The organism is Sphingobium quisquiliarum P25 (genome assembly GCF_000445065.1).
Classification (GTDB): Bacteria; Pseudomonadota; Alphaproteobacteria; order Sphingomonadales; family Sphingomonadaceae; genus Sphingobium; species Sphingobium quisquiliarum.
The window spans coordinates 52,844-71,264 of sequence record NZ_ATHO01000081.1 but is presented as its reverse complement, the minus strand read 5'-3'; the positions used below and the strand labels follow the sequence as shown (position 1 = coordinate 71,264).

General features: G+C 58.2%; 22 protein-coding genes. 11 read left to right on the top strand and 11 right to left on the bottom strand.

The window, feature by feature from the left end:
• Together L288_RS31795 and cueR are read left to right on the top strand one after the other, a co-directional pair.
• Positions 1-1,244: heavy metal translocating P-type ATPase (locus tag L288_RS31795; protein WP_021238260.1), on the top strand; the 1,244-nt coding region annotated here is incomplete at its 5' end.
• The gene (gene cueR, locus L288_RS31790; protein WP_021238259.1) at positions 1,241-1,657 is read left to right on the top strand and encodes a Cu(I)-responsive transcriptional regulator; all 417 of its coding nucleotides are present in this window, start codon (positions 1,241-1,243) and stop codon (positions 1,655-1,657) included. The genes L288_RS31795 and cueR, both read left to right, overlap by 4 nt.
• Positions 1,658-2,102: 445 nt before the next feature.
• Here the strand turns inward: cueR and L288_RS31785 are convergent, their stop codons facing one another.
• Positions 2,103-2,690: a response regulator transcription factor gene (locus tag L288_RS31785; protein ID WP_021238257.1), complete on the bottom strand. Its 588-nt coding sequence runs from the start codon at positions 2,688-2,690 to the stop codon at positions 2,103-2,105.
• Positions 2,687-4,291 (bottom strand): ATP-binding protein, encoded by a 1,605-nt coding sequence (locus L288_RS31780; protein ID WP_031304367.1) that lies wholly within the window; start codon positions 4,289-4,291, stop codon positions 2,687-2,689. Before L288_RS31780 ends, L288_RS31785 begins: the two co-directional genes overlap by 4 nt.
• A gap of 497 nt (positions 4,292-4,788) precedes the next feature.
• Here L288_RS31780 and L288_RS31775 point away from each other — a divergent pair, with 497 nt between their 5' ends.
• The 4 genes from L288_RS31775 (at position 4,789) to L288_RS31765 (ending at position 8,435) form a co-directional block, all read left to right on the top strand.
• Positions 4,789-5,418, top strand: coding sequence for an outer membrane protein (locus L288_RS31775; protein ID WP_021238255.1), 630 nt, complete (start codon positions 4,789-4,791; stop codon positions 5,416-5,418).
• 353 nt (positions 5,419-5,771) lie between these two features.
• Positions 5,772-5,903: a DUF5818 domain-containing protein gene (locus L288_RS43875; protein WP_236613023.1), complete on the top strand. Its 132-nt coding sequence runs from the start codon at positions 5,772-5,774 to the stop codon at positions 5,901-5,903.
• Between the two features lie 165 nt (positions 5,904-6,068).
• Entirely contained in the window at positions 6,069-7,787 is a 1,719-nt protein-coding gene (locus tag L288_RS31770; protein ID WP_236613022.1) for a hypothetical protein, read from the top strand.
• 159 nt (positions 7,788-7,946) lie between these two features.
• Positions 7,947-8,435 carry a hypothetical protein gene (locus L288_RS31765; protein WP_021238252.1) on the top strand — a complete coding sequence of 163 codons (489 nt, stop codon included), beginning with the start codon at positions 7,947-7,949 and terminating at the stop codon, positions 8,433-8,435.
• A gap of 51 nt (positions 8,436-8,486) precedes the next feature.
• Here the strand turns inward: L288_RS31765 and L288_RS42355 are convergent, their stop codons facing one another.
• Genes L288_RS42355 through L288_RS31745 form a run of 5 tightly spaced genes read right to left on the bottom strand, consistent with a single transcriptional unit; the run spans position 8,487 to position 10,501 of the window.
• Positions 8,487-8,972: a thermonuclease family protein gene (locus tag L288_RS42355; protein WP_236613021.1), complete on the bottom strand. Its 486-nt coding sequence runs from the start codon at positions 8,970-8,972 to the stop codon at positions 8,487-8,489.
• A gap of 35 nt (positions 8,973-9,007) precedes the next feature.
• Positions 9,008-9,607: an SOS response-associated peptidase gene (locus tag L288_RS31760; protein ID WP_021238251.1), complete on the bottom strand. Its 600-nt coding sequence runs from the start codon at positions 9,605-9,607 to the stop codon at positions 9,008-9,010.
• 8 nt (positions 9,608-9,615) lie between these two features.
• A complete protein-coding gene (locus L288_RS31755) occupies positions 9,616-9,978 on the bottom strand; it encodes a hypothetical protein (RefSeq protein ID WP_021238250.1) in 363 nt (120 codons plus the stop codon).
• A gap of 4 nt (positions 9,979-9,982) precedes the next feature.
• The gene (locus L288_RS31750) at positions 9,983-10,306 is read right to left on the bottom strand and encodes a hypothetical protein (RefSeq protein ID WP_021238249.1); all 324 of its coding nucleotides are present in this window, start codon (positions 10,304-10,306) and stop codon (positions 9,983-9,985) included.
• Between the two features lie 3 nt (positions 10,307-10,309).
• Positions 10,310-10,501, bottom strand: coding sequence for a hypothetical protein (locus tag L288_RS31745; protein WP_021238248.1), 192 nt, complete (start codon positions 10,499-10,501; stop codon positions 10,310-10,312).
• A gap of 212 nt (positions 10,502-10,713) precedes the next feature.
• Between L288_RS31745 and L288_RS31740 the strand changes: the two genes are divergently transcribed.
• Entirely contained in the window at positions 10,714-10,911 is a 198-nt protein-coding gene (locus L288_RS31740) for a hypothetical protein (RefSeq protein ID WP_021238247.1), read from the top strand.
• 506 nt (positions 10,912-11,417) lie between these two features.
• Here L288_RS31740 and L288_RS31735 read toward each other — a convergent pair.
• The 3 genes from L288_RS31735 to L288_RS31725 form a co-directional block, all read right to left on the bottom strand.
• Entirely contained in the window at positions 11,418-12,293 is an 876-nt protein-coding gene (locus tag L288_RS31735) for a 3'-5' exonuclease family protein (protein WP_021238246.1), read from the bottom strand.
• Between the two features lie 69 nt (positions 12,294-12,362).
• Positions 12,363-12,911 (bottom strand): hypothetical protein, encoded by a 549-nt coding sequence (locus L288_RS31730; RefSeq protein ID WP_021238245.1) that lies wholly within the window; start codon positions 12,909-12,911, stop codon positions 12,363-12,365.
• A 123-nt stretch (positions 12,912-13,034) separates the two neighbouring features.
• On the bottom strand, positions 13,035-13,928 hold the full coding sequence (locus L288_RS31725; RefSeq protein ID WP_236613020.1) for a 3'-5' exonuclease: 894 nt from the start codon (positions 13,926-13,928) through the stop codon (positions 13,035-13,037).
• Between the two features lie 733 nt (positions 13,929-14,661).
• Between L288_RS31725 and L288_RS43030 the strand changes: the two genes are divergently transcribed.
• The 4 genes from L288_RS43030 to L288_RS31710 all read left to right on the top strand — a co-directional run bounded on the left by L288_RS43030 (position 14,662) and on the right by L288_RS31710 (position 17,484).
• Positions 14,662-14,844, top strand: coding sequence for a hypothetical protein (locus L288_RS43030; RefSeq protein ID WP_152522065.1), 183 nt, complete (start codon positions 14,662-14,664; stop codon positions 14,842-14,844).
• Between the two features lie 682 nt (positions 14,845-15,526).
• Positions 15,527-15,808 carry a hypothetical protein gene (locus tag L288_RS43465; protein WP_161625653.1) on the top strand — a complete coding sequence of 94 codons (282 nt, stop codon included), beginning with the start codon at positions 15,527-15,529 and terminating at the stop codon, positions 15,806-15,808.
• A gap of 113 nt (positions 15,809-15,921) precedes the next feature.
• A complete protein-coding gene (locus L288_RS31715; protein WP_201766638.1) occupies positions 15,922-16,710 on the top strand; it encodes a hypothetical protein in 789 nt (262 codons plus the stop codon).
• A 195-nt stretch (positions 16,711-16,905) separates the two neighbouring features.
• Positions 16,906-17,484 carry a recombinase family protein gene (locus tag L288_RS31710; protein WP_021238241.1) on the top strand — a complete coding sequence of 193 codons (579 nt, stop codon included), beginning with the start codon at positions 16,906-16,908 and terminating at the stop codon, positions 17,482-17,484.
• 27 nt (positions 17,485-17,511) lie between these two features.
• Here L288_RS31710 and L288_RS43025 read toward each other — a convergent pair whose 3' ends face one another.
• On the bottom strand, positions 17,512-18,168 hold the full coding sequence (locus L288_RS43025; protein ID WP_152522064.1) for a hypothetical protein: 657 nt from the start codon (positions 18,166-18,168) through the stop codon (positions 17,512-17,514).
• Positions 18,169-18,421: the final 253 nt, after the last annotated feature.

Here is an 18,421-nt window from a genome sequence, read left to right as displayed (position 1 = left end):
AGGCGCAGCGCTCGCGCGCGCCGATCCAGCGCATGGCCGATCAGGTCTCGGGCTGGTTCGTGCCGGTTGTCATCGGGGTCGCTGTCCTCGCCTTCGTCATCTGGGGCGTCTGGGGACCGGAGCCGCGCTTTGCCCATGGGCTGATCGCGGCGGTATCGGTGCTGATCATCGCCTGCCCCTGCGCATTGGGGCTGGCGACGCCGATGTCGATCATGGTCGGCGTCGGGCGCGGGGCGGGGCTTGGCGTGCTGATCAAGAATGCCGAAGCGCTGGAGCATATGGAGAAGGTCGACACGCTGGTCGTCGACAAGACCGGCACGCTGACCGAAGGCAAGCCCGCCGTCACCCGGATCGTCGCGGCGGATGGCTATGCGGAAAGCGAGTTGCTGCGGATTGCCGCCGGCGTCGAGCGCGCCTCGGAGCATCCGCTGGCGCTGGCGATCGTCGATGCGGCGACGGGCCGAGGCATCGACATTCCTCCCGTCAGCGATTTCGATTCACCCACCGGCAAGGGGGCGCTGGGCACCGTCGAAGGCAAGCGGGTCACATTGGGGAATGCGCGCTTCCTGGCGGAATCGGGGATCGATACCGCGCCGCTTGTCGCCGAGGCCGATGCACTTCGCGGCGATGGCGCGACGGCGATCTTCATGGGGCTGGATGATCGGGCCGTGGGGATTTTCGCCATCGCCGATCCGATCAAGCCGACGACACCCGAGGCGCTGGCCGCCCTGCGCGCCGACGGCATCAAGGTGGTGATGCTGACCGGCGACAATCGCACCACGGCTGAAGCGGTTGCGCGTCAACTCGGCATCGATGCGGTCGAGGCCGATGTGCTGCCCGACCAGAAGGCGAATGTCGTCGCGCGGCTGAAGCAGGAAGGCCGCGTCGTCGCCATGGCGGGCGATGGCGTCAATGATGCCCCGGCGCTGGCGGCGGCCGACGTCGGCATCGCGATGGGACATGGCACCGACGTTGCCATGGAAAGCGCGGGCGTGACCTTGCTCAAGGGCGATCTCAACGGCATCGTCCGGGCCCGCCAGCTCAGTGAGGCGACGATGTCGAATATCCGGCACAACCTGTTCTTCGCTTTCATCTACAACGCGGCGGGTGTGCCGATCGCGGCGGGGCTGCTCTATCCGGTCTTCGGCATCCTGCTCTCGCCGATGATCGCGGCGGCGGCGATGGCGCTGTCGTCGGTGAGCGTCGTCGCCAACGCGCTGCGCCTCAACCGGGTGAAGCTGTGAATATCGGCGCGGCCTCGCAGGCGAGCGGCGTCTCGCAGCGGATGATCCGCCATTATGAGAAGATCGGCCTGATCCCGGCGCCGCCGCGCCGGGACAGCGGCTATCGCGATTATGCCGATGCCGATGTCCACCGCCTGCGCTTCATCGCCAATGCGCGCGACCTCGGCTTTCCGATCGAGGATATTCGCGATCTCCTCGGGCTGTGGAGCAACAACCAGCGCGCCAGCGCCGAAGTGAAGGCACTCGCCGTCGCCCGCGCGGAAGAACTCGGCCGCAAGGCAGAAGCGCTTCAGGCACTGCGCCAGACGCTGCTCGAACTGGCGGAGCGCTGCCATGGGGACGACCGCCCCGATTGCCCGATCATCGAGCGCATGTCTGGCGAGGACGACCGCGACGCCGCGGGCGTTCGATGAGGAAACCAGGACCCGGATATGGCTCGGTAGGCGGCAATGGACCGCATTGCCTGTTTACCCGCCTGCGTTGACATTGAACGCAGACGTCGGCTTTGCTGGCGAGAGCTGCCGCTCATGCGCGAGCCTGGAACGGCACGAGTTGGGTCGGATGCCGCCGGAAGGTCCTCGAGGGACCTGGCATCTAAGGCTTGCCCGGTGAACGCCAATTTCAGTCATTGAAGATCGACCCCAGCACCAGATTTTTGTCGGGCCCGCTAACAAAGGCCGCCCCGACAAGGCGCGCGATATCGTCTTCCGTGATTTCGGTCGTCATGACGCTGCCGTCCGGCTTTATAGAATTGGGTTCAGGGTTAGCATGAGTTCGTCTTCCAGCAGCGGCGTTCTAATGAGAATGGCGTTCAAGTCCGCGGCCGAAGCCCGAAGCGTGCGGGTGGGTCCATGAAAATCAGTCCAGCGATGCCAAAGCGATCAGTTGGGCCAACCCGTTGGCGCCCGTTTTGGAAATGATCGACGCCCGGTGATCCTCAACTGTTTTAGGGCTGAGCTCCAGCATGGCTGCGACGACCTTGTTGCTATGACCCTGCACGAGCAGGTCGAACACTTCTCTTTCACGCGGAGACAATGTGGCAGTGCGGGCCAGCTGCTGCCTTTTCCGGACCGACCAGCCCACGCCTTCACTAACCGCTGCAAGCAGCCGCGCTTCATCAAGCGGCTTCTCAAGATAATCAATCCCGCCATGACGCCGAACCGAATCGACCGCATTCGCGGTCGTGGGCCATGCCGTCATGAAAATGATCGCGACTGCCGGATCCATGACCCGGACCCGGTCGGCAAAGCCGAAGCCATCGAGATCATCCATCATAACGTCGGTGACGATACAGGCTGCAGGCGCAGGTGCATAAATATCGAGAAGCCGGACCGGGTCCAGGAAAGACTGCGCGCTAAAGCTATGCCGACAGAGCAACCGCGCTACGGTGGCGCCCAGATCGGCGTCGTCATCCACCACGTAGACCTTGGGGTCTTTGGCGTTCATATATCATCTCCGGCGAGCGGTAGGATGATCGAAGCGGACGCTACGCCGTCTTGGATTTTTGCCTTCTCCAAATGCCCGCCATGTGCTTCCACTATGGCCTGCGCGACCAGAGCGCCGACCCCCATGCCTGCCTTGGCGCGATGGCTGGTTCCAACGTGGTTTGTAACCATGATCCGCACATTTTTTCCTTCCTTCTCGCCGGTTAGTTCGACCTGTCCGTCATTCGCCGCGTGGATGGCATTGCGCAGGAGGTTCATCAGCGCCTGGCTCAGTTCCACCTCCTGCGCAAACACCACAAGGTCGGGGTTGATCGGGCCGATCTTGAGCAACGCACCCTGATCCCTGGCTTCCGGAGTTGCAATCGCGGCCACGCTTTCGATCAACGCCGAAATTGGCAGCGCGCTCGGCTCGTCCACCGCCGCCCCGCCGAACCGTCGCAGGCGGCGCACAAGGTTGGATAATGTCGCGGCCTTGCGATCCACCAGTGCAGCGCTCCGCATGATTTCGATGTCGGCCCCGTCCGTGATTTCGTGAAGATGTTTCGCCTCGATCGCCAAAGTCGATAGAGGCTGGCTGATCTCATGGATAACTGCCACCGACATCGCACGCAGGGTCTTCAGTCGCTCGGCCTGGAAGAGTAGCCGGTCGCGCCGCTCGATGTCCGTGCGGGCCTGCTTCTGGGCGTCGCAATAGCTGCCCGCAAGATAGCCGACCACCACGACGGTCGCGAGGTCAAGATGCAGGTGCAGCCGATCAATTGTGCTGAACGCGCCTGCTGTCTCCGGCAGGATAAGAAGGCTAACGATTGTCAAAGCAACCCACACAGGAAAGCGCCCAGAACGCAAACCAATCCACGCGACCGCCAGGATAAGGGGCATTGGCTGGGACCCCAGTCCAATTCGGTTGAGGAGCCAGGTCGTGGCGATCCCGCCTGCCAGTAGGAGCGCAGCCTCCAGCGTTGCGCTCCCGCGAATTGCGCATTCGCGGAAAGCCGCAATCATGCCGCTTCGGCGCTGGCTGATCGTCTCTGCCACCCAGAGGAGCGGCGGCGCGATGATCAGCACGCCCAACAGGTCGCCGACAGCAAAGGCCGTGAGCGAGATCATGATATCCTGAACGCTTTCAACTGCCGTTCGGTCTGGCCGCAGCAGTGCTTCTGGCAGAGCGCTGAACGCTGCGATCCCAGGTGCGGCAACGGCGGCAAGTCCGAAGGGCATCGGAGGAGCCATGACGCCCGCTCTTCTGCCGGTGGATAGCCAGCGGATGACAGCGACCACGCCACCGTAAGCCAGAACTGGCCGCAAGATGCCCCACAGCGTCATCGCCAGGTCGGGCGAGCCCGGATTGAAACGCCCCATGATCAAATTGACCACGATTTCCACGGCGGCGATTGCTGGCGTAAGGCGCGGCCCGGCGTGCCATAGCAGGGCGAGACGGAGGCCCGCAGCCGGAAACCAAACGGAATAAAAACCTCTACCGCCCCAATAGGCTGCCAGCCCCAGTGTCAGCCAGAAGCCGAAGCCGTAGGCCAGCAACAGTAACAAATCAGCCATTGGCGCCCGCGTGCCATCATATCGTGCCTGACCTGAAGGAATCATCATGCGGTTGCCTTGCCGAGTTCGTTGAAGGTCGTGAAGCAGGGAAATCCCCTGAGGAGACATTGAGCAGATCAAGCATTGTAATCATCGGCCAAATGCACCTGCTGCGCCAGGCAACGAGCCGCGGTCGATCCATCCGGCGAGCAGCACCGGGAAAAACCCGGATAGGCATGACAGGCTAAATCAGCCAGCAGGACCTCGCGACCCGAAGGGAACTTCAATTAGTTTCCTTTACCTGACCCGGCCATCCGGCCGGGTCACTTTTCCGCAGCCGGTGTCCAGCAGCTAGCCGCCTTCGATCTGGAATTTCGAGGGCGCACATCGTGTGAGTCTCACATGCCGCGTGCAAGCTTACCTGTTGTAATCAAACAACAGTTTTGCTGAAACTATCGCCGTGAGCTTGACCTGATCTGCTTGCTCGACTACCCGCCGCCATGGGTCGCAACCGAAACGAAAAACCAACGCGAACCAAATTCAGGGGAACCATGAAGAAAATTTCTATGACGCTTCTGGCGATCGTCGCCGGGGCTACTTCCGCCCATGCAGAAACCTTTTCCGGTCCGTTCGTCGGCGCGCAGATCAGCCGCGACGCGTATGAAGTGAAGGCCGAAGACACCGACATCGGCATCGGCACGCTCGACCTCGACGGTCTGAGCGGCAACGGCATCGGCGGCGGCGTGTATGTCGGCTATGACTATGCCCTGTCGAACAACGTCTTCTTCGGCGTGGAAGCTAACGCCAATTTCTCGGGCGCCAGCATTTCGGCTGAGCTCGACGACGGCACGGACAGCATCAGCGGCAAGGTCAAGGCCCGCGAATCGTTCGGCCTCAGCGCTCGCCTCGGTGCGATGATCGCCGACAGCACCGCCCTTTATGCGCGTGGCGGCTGGCAGTCGACCAAGTTCAAGACCACGGTTTTTGACGGCGTCGATACCTACGGCACGAAGACGATGCAGGACGCGCTGGTCTATGGCGCTGGCCTGGAAACGCGCGTCGGCGCGCAGGCGTCGATCCGCGTTGAATATCTGATCGAAGATTATGGCAGCGCCGGCCTGAACCGCGATCTGGATACCAATGGCATTCGCGTGGACAACAACAAGCTTTCGCTGGGCATTTCCTGGCGTTACTGATCGCGTAACCGCACGAACAGGAAGGGGCGTTCTGACGAACGCCCCTTTCTTCATTGCCAACGCGACGACTATTTCCTCAGACTGGCTCCGCTTTTTCACAGTCGGCGGAGTCTTTTTTCGCTGGGGCGTCATCGCGCCGTGGAACGAGGGGTCCAAGACGACGGGGGTGATCATATGACCAGTCACCGCAGAACGCCGCTCATTGTCTCGCCGTCATGCCATTTAGCAGGAAATTAATTCCGTGGGGCCACTGGCAGTCTAACCATTGGGAGCGATGAATTCCAAGCCCTCGGCCGAGCCGTCATGAATTGACCGGTATTCTACTGGAGAATGGCCTTTACCCAATCCTTCGCGTGCCGGACGGTGGAGAATGGCGGTTGGAAATCCTGAAGCGGCACAAGCGTCTTTTTGGCAGCCGGGTCAAAGTCACTGGGACCAGAGACGGATTCGATCTGCTTGAAGTCGATCATATTGAAGCCGTGTAACAATCATCCAGCGCCTACGATTTTAGCACACCCTCCGGCAGGCGGGTTACTACCAGCCATTTCCTCGATATGGAGTGAGGACGCGGGGGTAGAATGAGCGCAATAGGTCGGGTGTCGGGATGGGTGGGTCGCAAAGCGCTCCTCTACATAGTTATTCTGGCGGCAATGCTGGCCTATGTGGTCTGGCAGTCGGGCGACATTGGACGCGCTTGGACCGAGTCTCAAACACTTAACCGAAAACAGGCCGACGCGCTTGAAGACGTGGGCGAAGGTGTTGAACGCAAGAGGCGGACGCTCAGGGCCGAACTGGCGGAGACCGGGCGGGCAGCTCAAGTTGCCAGCGTTGTCGAACTGGAACGTCAGATCGCTGCAACGGAAGCCGATTTGCAGCGGCTGAAAGGGAGTGCGGCAGGCAGCCTCGAGATGATGCTGGCCAAGGCGGCTCTAGACATCGACGCGATCGGGAAAGAGCAAGCGCGGCTTCTGAAGGTCGCCTACCTTGAGCAGAAGCTTAAAGGCCTTGAACGAGCGCTTGGCGCAGCCCAGAATTATGAGGCGGCAATCAAGGTGGCGGCCGATGGTGCACGCCGGGCCGAAGAGAGGATCCGGGAAAACCGGTTCGCCTCCGAGCAGAAAATGCAGAAGCTTCTGCGTTCCTGGAACGCTGCGAAGTTGTCCTGTCAAAGAGCCACCGACGCGGTCGCAGCATTTGACCGATCCTGGTTCGCCAAGACGTTAGACCGACTGCCGCTTCAGCATCGACGCGCAAGTTTGGTCGATCGAAGAGATAGGGAGTGCGCAGCAGAGCGGGACATCGGTCAAGCCTATGCCAAGGCTCAATCAGCAGTGAAAATGTGGGAACAAATGCGCGCCGGAGCAATGCGCCAGCCGGAGCGTGCGAAAGCGTGGATCGACAATGATCTGCCGGGTGTTGCCCCGGCAATCACGGGTGCGATAGCTAATCAGGAACGGCTTGCCAGGCAAACTTTAACCGCCTGGAAAGAATGGGTGTGGACCAAATACAAGGTCGGGGCGATTCTCAAAGCTGCGCTGGCCGCGCTTCTTCTCATTATCGCTGTTCCCTACTTGGTTCGCCTGTTTTGCTGGTTTGTCTTGGCACCCATTGCGATGCGCCGCCCATCTATTCGCATTCACGTGCCGGAAGACCGAGCGATTGCGATTGCCCCTGCCGCCCAGTCCGCTACTTCGGTAGCGGTGCGACTGGCGCAGGGCGAGGAGCTGCTCGTTCGGCAGGATTATCTTCAAACTAGCAGCTACGCTGGCGCGAAGGACACCAAGTGGGTCCTCGATTGTCGGAAGCCGATAACCAGTTTCGCTACCGGTCTGGCCTTCCTCACCCGCATTCGGGGGGATGGTGAGGCTACCACCATTTCCGCGACGCGAGATGGTCTAGCAGAAGTTACGATCCTGACTCTGCCGGATGGTGCCTGCTGCGTACTCCAGCCGCGCGCGCTAGCCGCCGTTACGCAGCCAATTTCCCGCCCGTTGCGCATCACCCGCCACTGGCGCTTGGGTTCGCTCAATGCTTGGCTGACACTGCAACTGCGCTATCTTGTGTTTCATGGGCCGGCGCGCCTCGTGCTCAAGGGTGGACGAGGAGTGCGCGTCGAGCCTGTCGAGCAGGGCCGTGTATTTGGACAGGATCAACTCGTCGGATTTTCCGCCGATCTTGCTTATTCTGTCACACGCACGGAAACTTTCTGGCCTTACTTTTTCGGACGCCAGCAGCTGCTGAAGGATCGTGTTCTTGCGGGGAAAGGCGTTTTAATCGTCGAGGAAGCACCTTTCACAGCGCGCCGCGGCGAAGTTCGCCGAGGGCTGGAAGGGATGATCGATGCAGGAATGAAGGTATTCGGGATGTAGGCCCCAGAAAGGCATTGTATGAGCAAAACTGGAAAAGGGGCTCATGCGGGAAGCGTAAACCTGCAAATTGCCTTTTGGGCACCTGACGGACCCGCCTGCGCCAGATCTCTGGGTCTTCATTTATGATATGATTGCCTCGCCTGATCCTTGGAGAGCGTGATGCAAGCTTTTGTCATGTTTGCCATATTCATCGCGCTTGTCGCGACACCAGCTTTGGCCCAATCGAAACTTTCCCCAGCGGATCGCGCCGCCGCCTTTCGCGCGGGCGGCTTCAAGCTGCAGGGCGGACAATGGCGGGCCTGCGGCGATCCGGGCACTTCAAGCTACAGCCCGGGAACCATCGAGACGGTGCGTGACCTGAACGGCGATGGCCGCCCCGAAGTTGTTATCACCGAAGGCGGCACCTACTGCTTCGGCATGACCTGCACTGGCTACACGCTCGTCAGCAAGGAGGCGGGTGGAGCGTGGAAGCTTATTACTGCGAGCCAAGGGATTCCCAATTTCCTCGACACGAAGGGCGCGGGCGGATGGCCAGACATTGAAGTTGGCGGTCCCGGCTTTTGCTTTCCGGTCGAGCGGTGGAACGGCCGCGAATATGTGCTGAACCGCCATCAATACGAAGGAAAGCCCTGCCGCCCGCAGCGGTGAACTTGCCGCCGAGTCACCCAAGGCTGCTTTCGATCGTCTAAACCGGCGCGATCAACACCACGGCTCCCGCCTGCCGCTCCATGTTCGGGCTAGCCCCTCGCTAACCAACACATCACCGAGTGACTGACCGCCCCGTGTCAACACCCGCAATTTTCTCCCATATCGATCGGTATCGCGATCAAGCGTGGCCACAGTGAATGGCCCGGCATTCACCAATTGGTGAAGCCGCCGCGTCGCACGCTCGCCTAACTCTGCTTCTGTTGGGCAGCGCGGCGGGTGCGTTTCTGGCGCATCAATATCGGCAACTCTAATCTTCTCCCCATCAAGCCAGATCGTATCGCCATCCACCACGCAATTGGTGCCGCCGCCGGTATGGCAGAGAGCAAAGGTGCGGGAGACATCATCCCTGGCCTTCGCTCCATCGGGCATTGAGAGCGAGGCGAGTCCTCCGGCGATGCCGATGATGGCGAAGCTTGCCAGCATGACAGGCGAACGGGGCGCCTTTTTGCGGCGGCGGAATTTGACGACATTAGACATTAGATGGGATTAGGGCCTTAGCTTCGTTACGTAAATTAAACGTCACCAACGGCCATTAACTGGCTAGGATATGCGCACGCCAGCGATAGCGCATCGTCAAGACCCGCGCGCAGCCAGCGGTCATAGTCCTCCGGGTGAAGTATGACAGGACAGGCTTTGGGATGGATCGCGCCGACCACGTGGGTGGCGGCATCGCCATCATAGCCACAGGTCAGGAAGGAATAGACCGGCAGGCTTTCCGTGGGTCGCCATATTCTAGCGAAGGCGAAAACCGGTTGGCTGGGGACGCGAAACCAGAAGGGCTTCTTCTTGCCTGTGTCAGGCATTGGCTCGACCGACCATTCCTGGAACTCAGTGACCGGCACCAGACAGCGCCGGGAGGGATTTGCCAAGGCAGACTTCCAGAACGGGCTGGTATAGTTACGCACGTTGGTGACAGGCCGTCCTTGGAATGGAAAGCCCCAACTCATTGCCGACAGAATGCGCTGGCTTTCGTGTTCACGCATAACGTGGCCGGGCTTGCCCGGAGCGACATAATCCTTTTCGACCGCGATCTGGTCGGCCGGATCGGGAAGCGCGCCGAATAGCCGGGCGAGCTCTTCGGCACTGCTACGGGCCTTGTAAAGAATGCACATGGTCGCTCCTAGTTGAGCTTGGTCGGCATCACCCCCAACATATCAAGCAGCTGGCTACCTGTCCTGTCCTCGCCATCGTGCAGGATGGTGGCAAATCCGCCGATCAGTTTGCCGAAATGTTCACCCGCCAGGCGAATATCGCGCGGGGTTCGCTTGGTGTCGTCAGCCGTAAACAGCATGGCGATACCCATGGCGAGCGCTTCAGCCAGCATCGGCATCGCGATGGAGACATGGCCTTCCTTCACTTTGCGCGAACCCATGGCATAGGTTACCGCCTGAAGCGCCACCTGCGCACAGACATGGCGATATTCCCCGGGTGACAAATTGTCGGGAATGTCGAACAGTTCTTCTGGGACAGCTTTGTAGCTCATGATCCTATCCTCTGAAGCGGTTCACCGCGCGCTTCCATTCCCGCTCATCCGGCAGTGGAAAGCAATAGCGCGGCATCTCTCTGCTTGTTTCGATGACAGCTGGACGCACCTTCCGGCCGTGCCGTTCCATACAGGCCTTGCAGTAGAAGCGTCGCCTGGCGTCCCGGAAGTCATCGCTCCAGCCTTTCCGCTGAAACTTCCACCAAAGCCCGTGAGCGTCAAAGAATTCCTCGCTGCCGCATTGGCAGGCAACCCTCACCGAATAGTGCCAGGCCGCGGCTTCGAAGTTGCAAGTCGCTACCTTCAGCCCATCGCGATAGCGGGCCATGGATCACAACAGCGCGCCTTGCTCAACGGGCTGAAAATAGCGGGCAGCGGCGACGGCGTTTCGATAGTGGACGGTCTGAAGGCGCTCAGCCTCATCGAATGGCACGGGCGTCCATTCCGACGAAGGGTATACCGTATCGTAGATTGCCTTGGCGGCGCTGCGCAGTGGCGCCTGATTAGGGGTCTGCTCTGCCATCGCAGAATCACCTTTCCTACATAAGAACAAATGTGGAACATGCCTCACAGGAAAGGAGTCGGCAATGATGAATATCGATGGCGCGTTCCTGATGGGCGTGGCGGCAATTTTGACGAGCGTGGCGCACTTATGGAGAGCGGCGCGGTCTGGAAGGGCGGAGGAACCTTGGCATGGTTCATGCGCTCATCGCAGGCAAATTGGAGAGATGACGCATGAGAAATCTGATCGGAACAGCAGTTGGGGCAGCGATCGACCGGCGGGACGGTGACAGCGGCGTGAAGGGCGCGATCATTGGCTATGTGGCATCTGGTGCGTTGAGGCCCGCCGCAAAGCTGGGGCTGCTGGCGGCGATCGCTGCTGGAGCCTACCGCTTGGTGCGCAAGTCAGATAAACCGCAGGCCACCTACTGACGCAGTCGCTGGCCGGGTCATTGCGCATTCATGATCGCGACCTAATATTGGATCTGCCGCCTGTTCCCCTCGGGCGGTCCTGAACCTCGGCCTCGTCGTTGAGCTTGCTCCGACGGGGCCATTTTCTTTTCGAGCGACCAAATTGTCTAGGGGTCCTACCGAAAGAAGATCGACTATCATAACGCGGCTCGCGGCTCAAACCGGCTTGCAATGCAATCTTCCGATGCGTTGTCTCAAGAAACGAGCATCCACGCTATCAACGCGGGCAATCGTCACCATCAGCGCTGCTCCAACTCATCCTGTGGTAGACCCATGATTGACATCATTATCGCCCAAAGAAAATTCACTGGGTCTCGTTGATGACCTGCCGGAGGCCGGATCAAACGTCCTGCCGTCCAATCCAAGGCAGTCCTTCGCTGCGGCATAGTCAAGGCTAGGCTATTTTCTACTGAGGTTCTGCAACTCAGGGCAGCCATGAAGGCTGCCCTGATCCTGATCATGCGTGATCATGCGGCGTCTTGCAGCCACGGTGCGAACGCCGCCATGCTGGCTGCCGCTTCCTTCTGCTGCGCCTTGAACAGCCGTGCCCGGTAGGCACTGAGCTCCGGAAGGTAGAGCGCTTCCGGCCGCATCTCCTCAACCCGACGGAGGATGCGGTCTTTGACGACGTGTAGCTCCGTCCGCGGATCGTGAAGCTTGCGCCAGTGGGCCAGCAGCAGAGCGGTGCTGATCACGTCATTCTCCACCACGCTTCGCACAAGATCCCACCGCTTCTGGTTGATCAGCGGAGCAACGGCATAGGCCGGAATCGTGATCTTGGCCGGAATGTCGAGCGACGCCAGCACCTCCGCCAGATGAATCGGCTTCATCTTGAAGCCGCCCGTCGTGGTGCGTGCCAGATCAAGATGCCGGACGGGATCGTTGCCGCCAAACCCCAGCCAGCGCCATCCGGCGGGATAGGTCAGGCCGTGGCGTTTGCAGGCCATGGACATCAATGGACAATCATGAAGCATCCCTGCCCATGAACAGAGTTCCGCCCCGGCTGGCGCAGCAGCTAGCGCGTCGACGATACCGGTCATAACGCCCTTCTCGTCCAACTCAGGTGCGCTGAGGGTGGTGAAGCTGGCAACATCAACATTCCCATCATCATGCTCGACCAGAACCATAATGGCTGCAGCCACGATAGTTTGAAAAGTCCACCGGGGTGTCTGGAGCGGATCCGCACTCCGTTCGTAACTGCGCCGCGACGGCTTGCCGGGCGCCGGCACCCAGCGTTCCATTGCCATATAGCGGCGGTGGCCGCTTTCATCGGTCACGGCGCTTTCGATGTCGATGATGACCCAGCTGCGGGGCTTGGGCTGAAGGGCATGTGTATTGTGCATGGAAATTGCTCCTGAAATATCCTGATTGGGGGGAGGCAGCCGACGACAACAGCGCCGTCGGCCCAAAGATCAGCTGAACTGTATCACCACCGTCTTGGACGGTTCGGCATAGGTCGGCATATACTCGCCGCCGCGCGGCATGATGCCGCCGCCGTCGAGCATCTCATCGAGCCGGGCATGTGGGGAGTGGATGATCCGCTCCTCCGCACGGCGCTTGCCAAGTTCCAGCCGGCGCCCCGGCATCCCTGGCCGACGTTCAAGAAAAAGCCGGTCGTTCAGCACATAATGCTCGTCCCGCGCCTCGCACATCAGGACGAGCGGAGCTGTCTCTTTGGCGGTATAGAAGCTGCAGTTGCGGATGATGTCGACAGTGTGGGGCTGCCGCAGAGCCAGCACATACTCGCTGGGCCGCTCATGCTCGAGCGCATGCCAGGCACCGTAGATCACGTCGCGACCCCTGATCTGGGCCAGCCGGGCAAGGTCCATGCCGACCTGGATATCGACAGGCCCTCCCGACGACCATGACAGGGTGTGGCAAGCCGGAGCTGTGAGTGGGTAGCCCATCTCCGCCCGGATCGAGAGCATATGGTTCTGCAATGTAACGTTGGTGATAGTCATATCATTTCCTTTGAAGGTTCAGCCTGGGGCTGGAGCCATTTTTCCACTCTGCCGTGGGGCTCATTCTTCTTTTCATCTGTTGAGAATCGAGCGTGCCCCGGGGGGCCGCACACTCCTCAGCGTTCAGCGGTGACGCTGATGCCATGTGATGGGGCGGATGCTTGGATAGGGGCCGAAAGGGGTGATCTCACGCTGTAGCCAGAGGCGCTCATCGTCCAGATCGCCATAGGTCACCTCGATCCACCAGACCTTGGCGGCAACGTCCCAGCGATAGCCGCGCGCTTTCAGCAACGACCGCTTGCCAAATCCCGCGCCCGTCGCCTCCAGCCGCACGGTCTCCCGTTCGGCGTTGGCCAGCAACGCGCCCATCACCGTCTGATCGCTTGGCAGACGCCAGGCCAGCAGATGGATAAGGCTGATCACATCGTTAAGGGCGCGGTGTCCGTCGTTGAAGAATCCGATCTGCATCAGCAGATGCCCCAAGGCCCGCCCATCAAGACCGGCATCCTTGAGCCAGTCGAAATCACGCAGACTGCAGGCCCAGGCGGCGTCCTTGGTGGAGGGCAGAAGCTGCCGCAGGAAGCCCGCGTCGAAGGAGCAATTTTGGGCAATGAACACGTCTACGGTCGCGAAAATCTGCTGGAGCGCATCCAGATCGATCGCTGTTCCTTTGACATGCTCATCGGTAAGGCCCGTCAGCATAGTGATGCGAGGCGGGATCGGCATGCCGGGGTCGCAGAGTGATTGGCCCCTACGCACAATGTCCACGATCTCACCGCGGGCATCGACCGCCAGCACGACATAGGCGATGTCGATGACCTGATGGAGCAGCGGATCGATACCGGTGGTCTCAACGTCCACCACCGCAACCTGGCGGATCGGCGCGACTGGGTCCTTGGCCAAAGGGAAATCCTCAAGCCTCCCGACACGGCGCACGATCCTGATGTCCCAGTCCCCGCCTGGTGGCGAAGGTTCAGGTCCAGCAGCACTGCCGCCTGCAACATTCATTTTTGTCATGGTCGATATCTCCTGTTCGTATCGACCGAGCCGAAGAGAAACCTTTTCCTCTCCATCAACTCGATCACAGGAAGCGCCGAAGGTGCGATTTTCCATGCATGCTGCATGGCAAAGGACTTAAGGCTGACGAACGAAGCCAGCAGAGGCAGCGGATCATGCGCGGCGGCTGCCCGTGGGGCGCCATGTGCTCGCGGAGCCATCCTCCCCCTCGGCGCATTCGTCCTCGCCGATGTCAAAAAACCCTACGCAAACGCGCATCTCAGCTGTATCCACGGGCATTAAGCGAGGGTCGCCACTCCAACGGGGTGCCCACCGCCTCGAAGCGGACAGTTGGCGCTCAGCATTTACTAGCAAAATGCCCAGTATGGTGCTTCCATCCGGCAGCCGGTGCGAAAAAAGGTGCAGGAGCGTGATGACGTCAGCCATCGCGCGATGCGCGCTGTTGAAGGGGCCGATTTGCGTTAGAAGGTTTCCGAACTTCGCGCCTTCGAACCCGGCAGCGGACCGGTCGAAGTCGCGCATCGAACAGGTCCACGCTGTGCCCGCCAGCCGCATCAAGTTTTCGATAAACCTAACATCGAGTGCCGCCGAATGTGCGGCCCCGGACATTAGCCTCGGCGAGAGGCCTTCCAAGCCGGTCCGGATCGATCATCTTATCACGCACGTCCGCATTGGTGATGCCGGTGAGCCGAACGATCCGCGGCGTTGTCGATATGCCGAGGTCGCGTCATGAGTGTCCCGCGCTGATGATACCGACAATCTCGCCGGCCTCATCCACTTCGATCACGACGATCGCGATCTCGATCTCGTCATGGATGACGTCGATCCCGGTGGTCCCGGTGTCGGCGATGCGTCACAATCTTCCGGCCACGCGAGCCGCAAAAGAATGATCGCTCAACGACGATACAAGGTGTAGGACGCGCATATCCGGATCGGCTTTCGGCCGGCTCTCTCGCGCACCCCTGGTGTTCTCAATATGGTTCGTGGTCGATTTTCTTGTTTGTATCGACCGAGCTGCGGCGGGGCATTGCCCCTACTGTCTCGATCACAGGAACGACCGCCGGGTGGCATTCTACGCTAGCGTCAGCGGTCAGCGTCCAGATAGCGTGACAATTGCTAGGAAGCGGCAGAGCGATGACTGCTGTGTGCATAATTGTGCCTAGAATTGTGCTTTGTCGTGTGCCAGTAATGTCCAATCGCCGCGGTCCGCGCGGCGAGAGGCACAGTTTTCCGCCTCTCTCGGAGGGACGGCCGTTAATTGGTTGGGGATCCTCTCTCCCCGACCATTTACTTTTTTCTGTTTGTTATCAGGCAGTTACGGACACCCTCTTCTTGAGGACGTAGCACCAAAACGTAGCACACCGAACACAACGAGTTGCGGCGAAACGCCCTTAATTAGCGACAAAATAAGAGGCTTAGGCGACCGTACGCGCCCGCCGTGAGGGGCTTCATCAAAAGTCCTCCCAACGATTACTGATCGCATTGGCTCATAGCCGCCACTGACCTTTAAAGCGGGGCTTTCCACAGCATAAATTCTCTCGGCCATTGAAAGCGTTGCCGGGTCTGGCAACATGCCTGTCACTTCATAGGAGCAGCCAGTGGACTTAGACCATTACCACTATCATGACGGAAGGCCCGTTTCATTTGATAGGACCAAAGTGATCCAACTCGAACCGCACGAAAGCGGGACGGGAACGTTCGTACGGATCGCCTATGAGGGCGGTACAACCGCTATGCACCTAAGGGAAGATTATGAATATCTAAAAGAACGGCTTCCTGACAGTCAGATAACCCGCATCATGAGAGAACGCGCTGAGAAGCGCGGCGAGTCCTTCGACCGAAAAAGCGTGTTCGGCGATCTAGATGAAGCTCCCTTCTAACTGCTTCGCCTCCCAATTTAACTAGAGATTTGCGAGAGCCAGCTCAGACAAAGCGCTTGCGCTATCGTTACCAACCAATAATGGTTCGATATCAAAATGTTATGGAGCCAACTTTGAATCAGAACGATAGCAAAGCGCTTATCCAAAAGCCTGACCAATATCTAGCCGACCGCGCCAAGAACCTCGATGAACTTCTAGATCAGATCACTTTGCCGGATGGGACTGAGGAAGCTATTATTTCCGGTTCAGCAAAGAAGCTCATCCGAGACAAAGCTCTCGGCCTGTTCAAAGTCGGAGAGATAATCAAAGAGTTCCTAGATTGGAATGACAATGTAGATAAAGATATCAAAGAAGCTAAGAAGAATGTACTCCTAGCTCATTATTTCCAGAAGAACGAGTCTAACTCGCTTGCCGTTTCTGAATTGAAAAGCTTTATTTCGAGCGCTCAGGGCAATACCCTGTTCAACAAAATAGTTAGAATTCTTGATGATAGCCCACCCGATGAGCTACTCATGAAGCATCTATCGTCTGCTTTAAAGCATATGATAGACGGAGATTTCATAGGCCTGTTTGAGTCGCACAAGTACGCTCTGTCACAAATTGAACAGATTAGTCCACAAGCGCTGGCGATATTGGCTGACAAAAGCCGATGGCCTCATATGAAGTTGGGAGGTTATTCTGCCAACGGGACAAAATTATCTTCTGATTGGCTTATGGAATTCAATAACGCCTACAGCCAGTCGAAAGGGGTATTCGATGAAGAAACAAGAACTAGGATCAGGTATTCAATAAGTGAACTCATAAACCGCAGAATAGTGGAAGCTCATCTGGTTGGACAAAGCGTAGCGAAGTGTACGGTCACAGATATAGGCGCGCTCATTGAGCCTTACATAAGTAGCTAGAAACGTGCCCTAACCGGGGTAGCGCAACGAAGGGTTGCCCTACCCTGATTGATAGAAATGCCCGCTCGGCCGCACCATTGTATTGTAATCGACCGGTTCCGATACATTGGCGCGAACTGTATCTAAAGTTAGACTCCACATATCTTAGATACATTGCTAGTTTCGTTACACCGAATCGATACAGGAAGTGACGAGATGAGCCGTACCTTTGCCTACTGCCGGGTAAGCACCAGCGACCAGACCACCGAGAACCAGATTCAGGAAATCGCATCGGCGGGCTTCACGGTCGATCCCAAGCGGGTTGTTACAGAGACGGTTTCCGGTTCGGTCGCCGCGATGGAACGCAAGGGTTTTGCTAAACTGTTAGATCGGCTGGAAGCTGGCGACATACTCATTGTCACGAAGCTGGACCGCCTAGGCCGCAACGCTATGGACCTTCGTACCACGGTCGAACGGCTGGCAGCAGAAGGCGTGAAGGTTCATTGTCTTGCCCTTGGCGGCGTGGACCTTACCAGCGCGGCGGGTAAGATGACCATGGCAGTTATCGCCGCTGTAGCTGAGTTTGAGCGCGACTTGCTTATCGAACGTACACAGGCCGGGCTTGCTAGGGCGAAGGCATCGGGCAAAGCTTTAGGACGCCCACAGGCCCTTACCGGCGATCAGCAGCGCATTATTATAGAGAAACGGCGGCAGGGAATTTCGCTTGGCGCGCTGGCTAAGGAATTTGCCGTGTCGCGGGCTGCAATCCAGAGGGTGGAAAAGAGGCTAGCATAACCTCTTTTCTAATTCTGTAATGAATTGTCAAATTCCCTCGACAGAGTACTTCACATAATTGCTCGATACATCAATTATATTTATGATAAAATTCTCAAATTCTATCCGTGTTGGGCTATTAACAAAATTAATAATTTGCTTTTTGCTAACAACCTTCGGATCAACTTGTCCATCGATATGAATGTATTCTAATTCTATCGCCTGATCCTTAAACTTGTTAAATCTCAGTACTTTACGATCAATTTTGTTGAAAGTGTATTCCGGGAATACGTCCACCTTCTGGTACAATACAGGAGATTTTAGAGGCCCAGCCCTCTTAGCGCTGGCACTTGATCGAAAATCGAAAGTTCCGTTCCTGTCAGCGTCTTCCATACAATCTATCATTTTTATATTATGATAGGGCTGTTTTATCCCGTTTATATAATGATCGTATAGCTGCCTGTAGCAGGCTACACTATTATCTTTATCGATAAATTCGTATGGTATTGGCCCGCTCAATGCAAAGTCTTCGTTGGCCTTATCGACAAGAGCCACCGCCACTCTTTTTGCAACACTGCGGAATGCTATATTTTCTCCTCTTTGAGCATTTTGGACAATGTTCAACGGACTGGATTCCACCCGCGTTTCTCCATCGGAGCTAGCGATTGCGTCCATTGCCGCGATGAGAAGGAAAGCAATCAGCATTTACTAAACCTCGATTTTGGAGCGAACTGGCTCATATCAACTCAAGTCTCGATAATTTCGCTAAACAGCAATCCTACTGAGACGATGTAAAAACTGTACAGTTGCAGAAGGGGATTGCCCGACTCCCACTGTTTTGCCAAGAGGATCAGGCAGTTTGAGGTAAGCAAACTGTGGGGCGTGGAATCCCCTCGTTAGGTCAACCGGTCAAGCATTCTTGGCCGGGTGCCTGCGTGCTGTCCAAGGTTCTGCCTAA